Genomic DNA, 8,872 nt, shown 5'->3' on the forward strand with positions numbered 1-8,872 from the left:
CGATCCATAAATCCCCCAGCTGTTGACCCCGCCAATTTCCACAAGCTTAGGTTCGCCAGCATGTATCCCAATGTCAATAGTCAGCATGTTCATACCAGTTACTTCCAAGGCTTGTGCAACCCTCTCTGCAACGGATCTTATCTCTTGAGGCACTTCAGAGTATGGCTCGTCTGGATACGAGCTGCCGCAGAAGAATATGCCGTTTCGGCAAAAGCAACGGTATTCAGCCTCAAATGAAACCACTTCAGAGGCCACAGCTAGCTCATTTTGATGTTGTGAGTAGGTCTTGACCCAATGTGAAAGCGCTTGGGTTTTTAAGACCTCCGCTGGGAAAAGCTTGTAATTGGTATCGGAACGGACAAAAACATGATCTCCGAACATCCTTTGAAGGGGTAAATTGGGTAGTGCCCCAAATGGGGCAAACAGGAAAGCACGTCCTAAAAAAGGATAGCTGTAAGAATAGTATTTAGAGCACCTTAGACCCGAATAATCGTCAAAAATAGCTGTACTGAGCGGTGGATGTCTGAGCAAGCGTGTCATAGCAAACATCGTCCCGTAGCCCACAATCCAATCTTCAGTATCTGGCCATCTACCTAACATTACATCGTGCCGATCGATGATGATGGGCTCTATTTTCTTATGTTGTCTTAAATAGTCTGCAACTATCGCCGATGCTGGGAACTCTGGGTGCAAGTCTATCAGCCAGCGCAAGGTCTTCATGACGAAAAATTCAAAGAAAAGCCAAGTTGATTTCTATACCAAGGGGACTTTTGCGCTTCGAGGAGCCAAAATTTGCTTAATCTACATGAGGCGGTCACATCCACACGCCATAGTCTAACTACGGGATTTTAGAGAGGCGTTAGGTGACGTCAACTCTTTGCTTAATTGCCTGGTATGTGTCCACACTGGTGTTAATCTTCGACCCCTGAAAAACAATCACCTCTCTGGCGCCAGCGCCCAATGCTAACTCTCTTAACACTCGCTCTTCAATTTCTGTAAGCCCACCTTCATTCTTTTCCAGTTGATGCATTATCACTCTAGGAGAAGTTATCAGCGGATTACTCAGAAGTTTTCGGATCAAATGTCGCAGTATTTTTTCAGCATATGTGAAGTTTGCGACGAAAGAGCGGGAATGATCAAAGGGATTTATGAATTGCAGCCCAGATTTACTCATGTTTTGACATTCAGCGCCAACACCCTCAACCGTCAATTTATTTTTTTCTCCGCTTACGGCGATTAATGGTTTGTCTTTTACAGTGGCCCCATTGGAAAACGAGGTGATGCTTACTTCAGATTTAGTAAGTTCAATGAGGAGATCTTCTGAAAAAATGCCCATTAGTCTTTGAACCAAGTTCACCAAGTCACCTAACACTAAGCTCGCTGTCAAACGTCTGCCGCAGCTGCCTGTGAGGCATCGTCAGATTCATTGTCACGCTTGGCTTCTCCGGAGACGTGTATCGAATCTACTGCGTTTGCGAGTACTTGTGCATAAGGGCCGTCCATTTCCTCGGCAACAAACCCCGACGCAAGGCACTGAAATGTGTAGTCCCACAGAAACGCGAAATAGTGCTTGATTCTCTCCCAATACCTCGGATCATACTGACGATGGGCCGCATTCGTTCGCTCTGCCTCTGCCTTCCAAGGTGAGCCGTGAACAATACAGAGCTGCCCCGACGGGGCCTTTCCTACAAGGGAGTGCAAGTCAAGTTCTGAGACATTGGGTTTTCCGTAGCAGACACTTTCAGGTTCTTGGAAACGCAGAACTACCCATCTACCGCGTCCCCTTGCAGGATAGACGAAACACAAAGCTAGGCCGTCCGACAAGACCGTCCCTTCGGGTTGGCCCGGGCCATACGCTATTGGCCACTCGAGTGGTTCTACTGTCACTTGGCTGAAGTCGAACATGTGTATGTACGGTAGCCTAACTATGGTTATACAACTGATGTATAACTCCTCTATACAGAATATTAAATGTCAAGTGCCGTATGACACTCTGATTTAGCTAGAAAAGCGACACATTGGTAATTATCACTATCTATTCACTAACTAGAAATAGCCATTTCAAGACCAACAGTGTCCTCAATAATCTTTGTAGGTTTAGCGCTGAAGACAAGATAAGAAATGACACCTGATCCTGGAAAATCCTACAAGAATTCTGGAACAATGGACATTTAATCATGGCAAGATATCCAGTGAAGAGCAAATCTATATTTCCCTGAAATCCTTATCTGGTATACTTCTCTGGGATTTAGGGCTTTGACATTAATTCTGGGAAAGTGTCATATTTAATTCTCGAATGTACAACATTCCAGAAGAAACGCGATCTCATAACGGTTAATCTCCCGAGTCAGTCGATGGGGTTGGACCCTCGAATGATTTACTTGATCCATTGCCCCTAAAAAACCCGTAGATTATTGTTATTGCTACGAGGGAGGATTCGTAATGGGATACGATCGCATTTTGGTGGCAATCGACGCCTCGGCCTTACAAGCCGCCGTGTATCAGCAAGCATTAGAAACTGCTAAGCTGCACCAGGCTGAGTTAAAACTTTTACACTGCGTGGAAGGAGGCATTGATCCGGCAGGTGCTTCCACGATTGCACCAGCGGGAACATCCTTAGATACAGGCTATCTCTTTCCGTCTGCTGCTGATTTTGATATCGCTCAGCAAGCGTGGGACGCACAACTTACAAATGCCAAACGATGGCTACGGGAATTCTGTCAAACAGCCGAACAGCAGGGGATAACGGCAACCTTTGAGGCCGAGGGTGGAAACCCAGGACATCAAGTTTGCGATCTGGCTCGAGACTGGCAGGCTGATTTAATTGTTGTCGGTCGTCATGGCCGCACCGGACTCACAGAACTCTTGCTGGGGAGTGTCAGCAACCATATCGTTCACCATGCACCGTGTGCAGTCTTAGTGATTCAGGGGGCAACCATCACCGCAGACTCATCGCCGTAAGCAGCAGCCCTGCCCAGCTTGAGCGGGGACGACCATCACAGCACGAGAGGCTTACTCTGAGAATTTGGAATACAAGATATTGGAGCCTCTTCCTGCCAGACACATTTGGACATTTAGATCCCATGCTCATCGGGGTTGCGTAACCCAAAGAAACCGTTGCGCAGATGATGGGTTCTTGTATAATGGTGGAACTTTGCCTTTAAGGCCCAGGGCGGGTGGCGAAATGGTAGACGCACCACACTCAAAATGTGGCGACTTCGGTCATGAGAGTTCGAGTCTCTCCCTGCCCATTACTGATTGACTGTCTTCATCATCAGTCCCTCCATAGAGAATGGCATTGCCTCACCGTTATAGCCTGAGTCTGGAGTGATGCTTAGAGGCATTTTCCCTATCGGCTCGCATGTCTATCCAATCAGCCCTTGCTCCCCAAACCTGGCCATTTCAAGATAAGGATTTGCCCCCATCTGCCTACCTGGTTGGAGGGTGTGTGCGAGATGCCTTACTCAATCGGCGGACAGCCTATTTAGATCTGGATTTTGTCTTACCTCAAGCTGCAGTAGAAACGGCTCGCCGGGTTGCCAGCAACTGTAATGCAGGATTTGTCCTTCTGGATGCAGAGCGGGATATTGCCCGGGTGGTCTTTCCAGAGGCAACGGCTGATTTTGCCCTGCAAGTTGGAAATTCCCTCGAAGAGGATTTACAGCGTCGGGATTTTACGATTAATGCGATCGCGTATCATCCCTTTTCTGATACGTTGATTGACCCGTTAGGTGGGCAGCAGGATCTCGACGCCCGATTGCTTCGTATGATCGCGCCCCAAAATCTAGCAGATGATCCACTACGACTGATGAGAGCCTATCGGCAAGCAGCCCAGCTCGGACTCTCCCTTGAACAACACACTCAAGCCACCATTTGCCAGCTTATCCCCAAATTAGCTGGAGTGGCAGCAGAGCGGATCAAAGTTGAGTTGGGCTATCTCTTAAGTGACTCGTCGGCAACCCCCTGGATTCATCAACTTTGGCAAGATGGTTTGTTACGTCAGTCGTTTCCCCATGCATCCAAGACCAGCCTCGCTTTTTTATCAGCCATTGATGAGGCTGCTGGTCTACTCCAACACCATGCACCAGGCTTCGCCGCCGCCTTACCTCAAGCATTGAATCAACGAGCCCAAGGGAAAGAAGCCGCCCAGCGCACGTTGCTCTCAACGGCGAAGTGGATAGGATTGGTGGCTGATTGTCCTTCTCGAGCGGAAACAACCCTCAAACACATGAAGTTTAGTCGAGGAGAAATTCATGTATTGACACGGCTCTTGACCAGTTGGCCGCGTTTGCAGGAGCTGATTGACCAAGGCCAGTACACTCGTGCAGATCAGTTTCACCTCTTTGAGGCAGCAGGAGGCACGTTCCCCGCTGTGGTGATGGTAACCCTCGCAGCCCACCTGATTCAGCAACGGGCCGAACCGCCTGACCCTGGCGTCCAGTTGGCTTACTTGCAAAAATTAGAACCCTGGATTGGAGAATACCTTGATCCGTTCAGTGACCTTGCCCACCCTAAACCCCCTGTATCGGGTTCAGTGTTGATGAAGGCCCTGAATCTATCTCCCGGCCCCCAGGTGGGCTGCCTACTCTCACAATTGACGCTGGCCCAAGCTGAAGGTCAAGTCTCGACACCAGAGGAGGCGTTGGAGTTGGCCCAACAGCTTATTCACTCACCCCTGGCAATGACCGAGAACGGGTAGCTGCGACCAACAGGATCCCCCCAGCACAACAGAGAGCAGGCAAAGCCTGCTCACCGGGGGGCGGCATAATCCGTTCGGTCCTTCTTGTCGTAACAAGGGCAAGGATGGGCACTCTATAACCGGAAGGTCTGGCACATCCGAAAGGTTTATGCCAGACCAACTGCTCCCAAACTCACTGTGTCAGAATTTTGTGTTCTGCACAGTGAGTTAAGGCTTCTACAATGATAAAGTGCAAAATCATGTCCTGAGGGTGAGCATGGGCCATCCCGGCTCTCGCTTGGCTGCGTTTCCTGAACTTCACCATCGTCTCCAAAGGAGTGGAGAGAGAAGGAGTGGAGAGAGCGGCAGGCCCTAAGACATCAGCTGGATAAACCGAATGCACTCAATCTAATGCCTGATCAAATTTTTTTGTCTTTACGGCATTAAAGCTGTGCTGCTGAAGCACAAATGATGGGAGTTATCGATGTCTGATTCTACGTTGTCTTCACAAGCCTGGTCCTTGGATCATGATGCTTTGATTGATCATTGTGTTCGGCAAGAGAATCTCTTAATCATTCAAGATTTGGATGGCGTCTGTATGGGGCTGGTCAAAGACCCTTTAACGCGCACCATCGATCCAGCCTACGTTCATGCAGTCCAACAATTGGATGGCCATTTTTACGTACTCACAAATGGTGAGCATATTGGGAACCGAGGCGTCAATCGGATTGTGGAGCAGGCCTTTGAGCCCGGCATTGTTGCGAAAGAAGGCCTCTATTTACCAGGCCTGGCCGCAGGGGGTGTGCAGTGGCAGACTCGATTTGGCACGGTTTCTCATCCAGGGGTGAATGCCCAGGAGTTAGAATTTCTTGCGGCTGTCCCCCAGCAAATTACCCAGCATTTACAGTACTATTTCCAATCTGCAGCGAAGCACGACTCGAATATTCAAACCTGTATCCAAGCTGCTGTCCTAGATAACCCTGTCTCGCCGACGGCCAACCTCAACGTTTTCTATGAGCTGTTTGCAGACCAAACTGAACAGTATGGTCACCTGCAGCAGCAGATGCAAACGTTAATGACGGCATTGCTGCAACACGCTCAGGATCAAGGGCTTGGCGAGTCGTTCTTTGTTCATTACGCTCCCAACTTGGGGAAAGATGCCCAAGGACATGAAATTTTGCAGGCAGCGACCCCTGAGGATGCAGGAACGACAGATTTCCAATTTATGTTGCAAGGCGGTATCAAAGAAGTCGGGGTGCTCGTGATTTTGAATCGCTATTATCATCAACGCACAGGGCAATACCCCCTCGGTGAAGACTTTAATGCTCGGCAGGCACCTCAATCTCAATCTGCCTTGATTGATTTAGTCAAAGACAATTTTGATCCTGCTGAGATGCCCACCTTGGTGGGTGTTGGAGATACAGTGACCAGCAAGGCAGTGGAGGAAAATGGGGAACTGCGGTTTCAGCGAGGTGGTAGCGATCGCAACTTCTTACACCTAATCCAAACCCTAGGCCGTGAATTGAATACCCATAACGTTGTCGTTTACGTGGATAGCAGCGGCGGTGAAGTCAAAAATCGCAAGCCCTTACAGCTTGAGCGGACAGCGACCGCAGGCGGATCGTCCTCCTATCAAGTCGTCGCGGGTCCAGGCGATGATCGCGATCGCGCAGACCCATTAACCTTAAATGTGGTTTTCCCCCAAGGACATCGGCAATATATTCAGTGTTTTCAGAAAATTGCACAACGTCGGGCAGTTTGAGTCCCAACTCATTGTTCACTTAACATCGTATTTCTTACCCAACAGATGCCATGAGCGAGCAACCCCCTCCAAGTGAAGGAAGTGATCCCCTCGAAACTCCACCCGCTTTCCCAGAGCCACCGAGGGAATCCAGGACTCAATCTAGACCGAGTCACGATGAAATCGACTCTCAAAAAGTGGTTAGAGGTGTAGCGAAGCGAATTACCAGCGCCGCCGGGGTTGACCAACTGGAAGGGTTTAGCCTAGGGGAAATGTTTTCGGAGGTCTTTAAGAAACACTCCGAGCAAGAAGTGGAAGCCTATTTCACGGTCGGGACCGCCCTGACCACACCATCCATCCAAGACGTGGATACCAGTTGGCCTAAACCATGGGTCTTTTTTCGAACCTTTGTTGGCGCTGTTGCGGTTTATATTGGCTTCGTGTTCGCCTGGAGAGAATTTCAAAACCCGAATTTAATTCCGGGGCTGATTATTGTGGGGGCATTTGCCATCCCATTTTCGACCTTAATTTTTTTCTTTGAAGCCAATGTTCGGAAAAATGTCTCTCTCTATCAAGTGATCCGCCTCCTTTTCTTGGGGGGCATCCTATCGTTAATCTTTTCTCTCATTTTGTTTGAAGTGAGTTCTACCTTGTCATTAGACTGGTTGGGGGCGTCTGTGGCGGGTTTAGCTGAAGAGCCTGGAAAGCTGCTCGCCCTCCTACTCGTCATTAACAACTCGAGATATCCATACACCCTCAATGGCTTACTGTTTGGGGCAGCTGTGGGAACCGGATTTGCCGCCTTCGAGTCAGCCGGTTATGCGTTGCTCGCCGGATTAAGTTTTTCCAATCCCAATGTCATGCTCGATGTCATCTTACTCCGGGGGATATTTGCTCCGTTTGGTCACATTGTTTGGACTGGAATGAGCGCAGCAGTGTTGTGGAAAATTAAGGGAACTCAAAAATTTCGGTTGGGAATGGTTCAGGATCCCAGATTTATCCGGGTCTTTAGCATCGCGGTTGTGCTGCATATGATCTGGAATAGCCCCCTCGAACTCCCTTTATATGGCAAGCCTATTATTTTGGGCTTTATCGCTTGGGTTGTGGTTCTGGCGGTGCTCCAAGACGGATTGAAACAACTGCGAGTTGAAAAGCGGTTAACGCTAAGAAATGAAGACGTAAGCACCTAAAATCCTGTCTTCATCACTCGTTCTTTCGGATTTTGTAGAGTGGTCTGAAAGTCACTGCCTGTAACCATTCATCGAACCTGCAATCAGAAGATTCTGTAGCCAGTTATCGTGGTACTGAAACCCGTTGAGATCTTTAAATGGAGAACATCGCTCTGGATCTTTTGACACTGTTCTCTTTCCATATGGGTGAAAATTCCAGATCAACGCGATAGACCTCAAGTACAATCGGGCAGCATCTGCCGAACCGTGAAAGTATTGCATCGTCCTTAATAGACGGTCTTGATAATTCATCAATCTGTCCACCATATTGCTGGTTCGGGCAGCGTCAGGGTAATCGAAAGCAGCCTGAAACTGCTTTGATTTTGCCCTCATACCCTCCAGGCGCTGGTGGATACTTTGCTGTTTGGTATGGCCTTCGGCCCATTCGCGTAAGCGGCGCAAGCGTTGGGCAAAGTGGCGTTTACTCGGACTTTTATAAGTATGCCAAAGCCTTCCTGTGAGCTTCTTCCAAAGTATTTTCTTCTTTCTACAGCGTTTCTGAATATCCAAAACCGAGTGCAGAAAGCACAGGATGATCGCGACTCCCGAAAAAAGGATCCGCCAAGCACAATGAGACTGCTCCCAGCCATCCAAAGTGACCGTTTCTGTCTGATAGCCTAGATTCAAGTTGAGGGCTTCATCTCTAAAAACACCATACCCTTTCACCAAGTCAGGAGTCTCAGCACTTTCAACAATATCCACCCCTAGAAAGCAGCCAGCGCCAACTGTCGTCGGGATATAGACGCGATCACCTAACAGCCAGCTATGCTTTTCATCCGCAGTGAGGTTGACTGTAATTGTTTCTGGATCTTTGACGGTGGTCCCTACAAGGGAGAGGCGTCCTAATCCTTGGTAGAGCCGATACCAGAAGCTTGGATCGTGACCGAAGACATATGCAAGGGCTTCAAAGGGAACGCCAAAGCGTCTAAGATACAGGGCTTTCTCCACCTCATCCGTCATCCCCACCATGTAAGGCAATAGAAAAGCGGGACGAATTTGATACACTGCTTCGTTGGCGACCAGCTTGATTCGACGAGTCGTGATATCTCGTTTCTTGGAATGGATGGAATCATGAAGCCAGTAACCTTCAGAAATGCTGGAGGGAAAGAGTTCAGGGTGTGTTGCAATCCTTTGGGGATGACAAGGTACTTCAAATCTAGAGTCAGCAGTAGATAGGGCAGTGTGATTTCAAAGAAAATAGGGTGGCCGAAACGACTACCCTAT

8 protein-coding genes and 1 tRNA gene are annotated in these 8,872 nt (G+C 48.8%); 5 read left to right on the plus strand and 4 right to left on the minus strand.

Going from position 1 to position 8,872, the window contains the following annotated elements:
- A partial coding sequence (locus Q0991_RS11560; protein ID WP_299488583.1) for an ATP-grasp domain-containing protein occupies positions 1–720 on the minus strand: 720 nt, incomplete at its 3' end.
- Positions 721–859: 139 nt separating this feature from the next.
- Positions 860–1,357, minus strand: coding sequence for a rod shape-determining protein (locus Q0991_RS11565; protein WP_299488585.1), 498 nt, complete (start codon positions 1,355–1,357; stop codon positions 860–862).
- Positions 1,358–2,442: 1,085 nt separating this feature from the next.
- Between Q0991_RS11565 and Q0991_RS11570 the strand changes: the two genes are divergently transcribed.
- The 3 genes from Q0991_RS11570 (at position 2,443) to Q0991_RS11580 (ending at position 4,699) form a co-directional block, all read left to right on the plus strand.
- The gene (locus Q0991_RS11570) at positions 2,443–2,961 is read left to right on the plus strand and encodes a universal stress protein (protein WP_299488587.1); all 519 of its coding nucleotides are present in this window, start codon (positions 2,443–2,445) and stop codon (positions 2,959–2,961) included.
- 209 nt (positions 2,962–3,170) lie between these two features.
- Positions 3,171–3,251, plus strand: a tRNA-Leu gene (locus tag Q0991_RS11575).
- Positions 3,252–3,361: 110 nt separating this feature from the next.
- Entirely contained in the window at positions 3,362–4,699 is a 1,338-nt protein-coding gene (locus Q0991_RS11580) for a CCA tRNA nucleotidyltransferase (protein ID WP_299488589.1), read from the plus strand.
- Between the two features lie 172 nt (positions 4,700–4,871).
- Here Q0991_RS11580 and Q0991_RS11585 read toward each other — a convergent pair whose 3' ends face one another.
- Positions 4,872–5,081, minus strand: a complete 210-nt coding sequence (locus Q0991_RS11585; protein ID WP_299488592.1) for a hypothetical protein — start codon at positions 5,079–5,081, stop codon at positions 4,872–4,874.
- Between the two features lie 81 nt (positions 5,082–5,162).
- Between Q0991_RS11585 and stpA the strand changes: the two genes are divergently transcribed.
- Positions 5,163–6,440 carry a glucosylglycerol 3-phosphatase gene (gene stpA, locus Q0991_RS11590; protein ID WP_299488594.1) on the plus strand — a complete coding sequence of 426 codons (1,278 nt, stop codon included), beginning with the start codon at positions 5,163–5,165 and terminating at the stop codon, positions 6,438–6,440.
- Between the two features lie 50 nt (positions 6,441–6,490).
- Positions 6,491–7,609 carry a PrsW family glutamic-type intramembrane protease gene (locus Q0991_RS11595; RefSeq protein ID WP_299488596.1) on the plus strand — a complete coding sequence of 373 codons (1,119 nt, stop codon included), beginning with the start codon at positions 6,491–6,493 and terminating at the stop codon, positions 7,607–7,609.
- Between the two features lie 51 nt (positions 7,610–7,660).
- Here Q0991_RS11595 and Q0991_RS11600 read toward each other — a convergent pair whose 3' ends face one another.
- Complete coding sequence (locus Q0991_RS11600) at positions 7,661–8,653, minus strand: hypothetical protein (RefSeq protein ID WP_299488598.1); 993 nt, start codon at positions 8,651–8,653, stop codon at positions 7,661–7,663.
- Between the last annotated feature and the right edge of the window lie 219 nt (positions 8,654–8,872).

This window comes from Acaryochloris sp. IP29b_bin.137 (genome assembly GCF_028285745.1).
Classification (GTDB): Bacteria; Cyanobacteriota; Cyanobacteriia; order Thermosynechococcales; family Thermosynechococcaceae; genus Acaryochloris.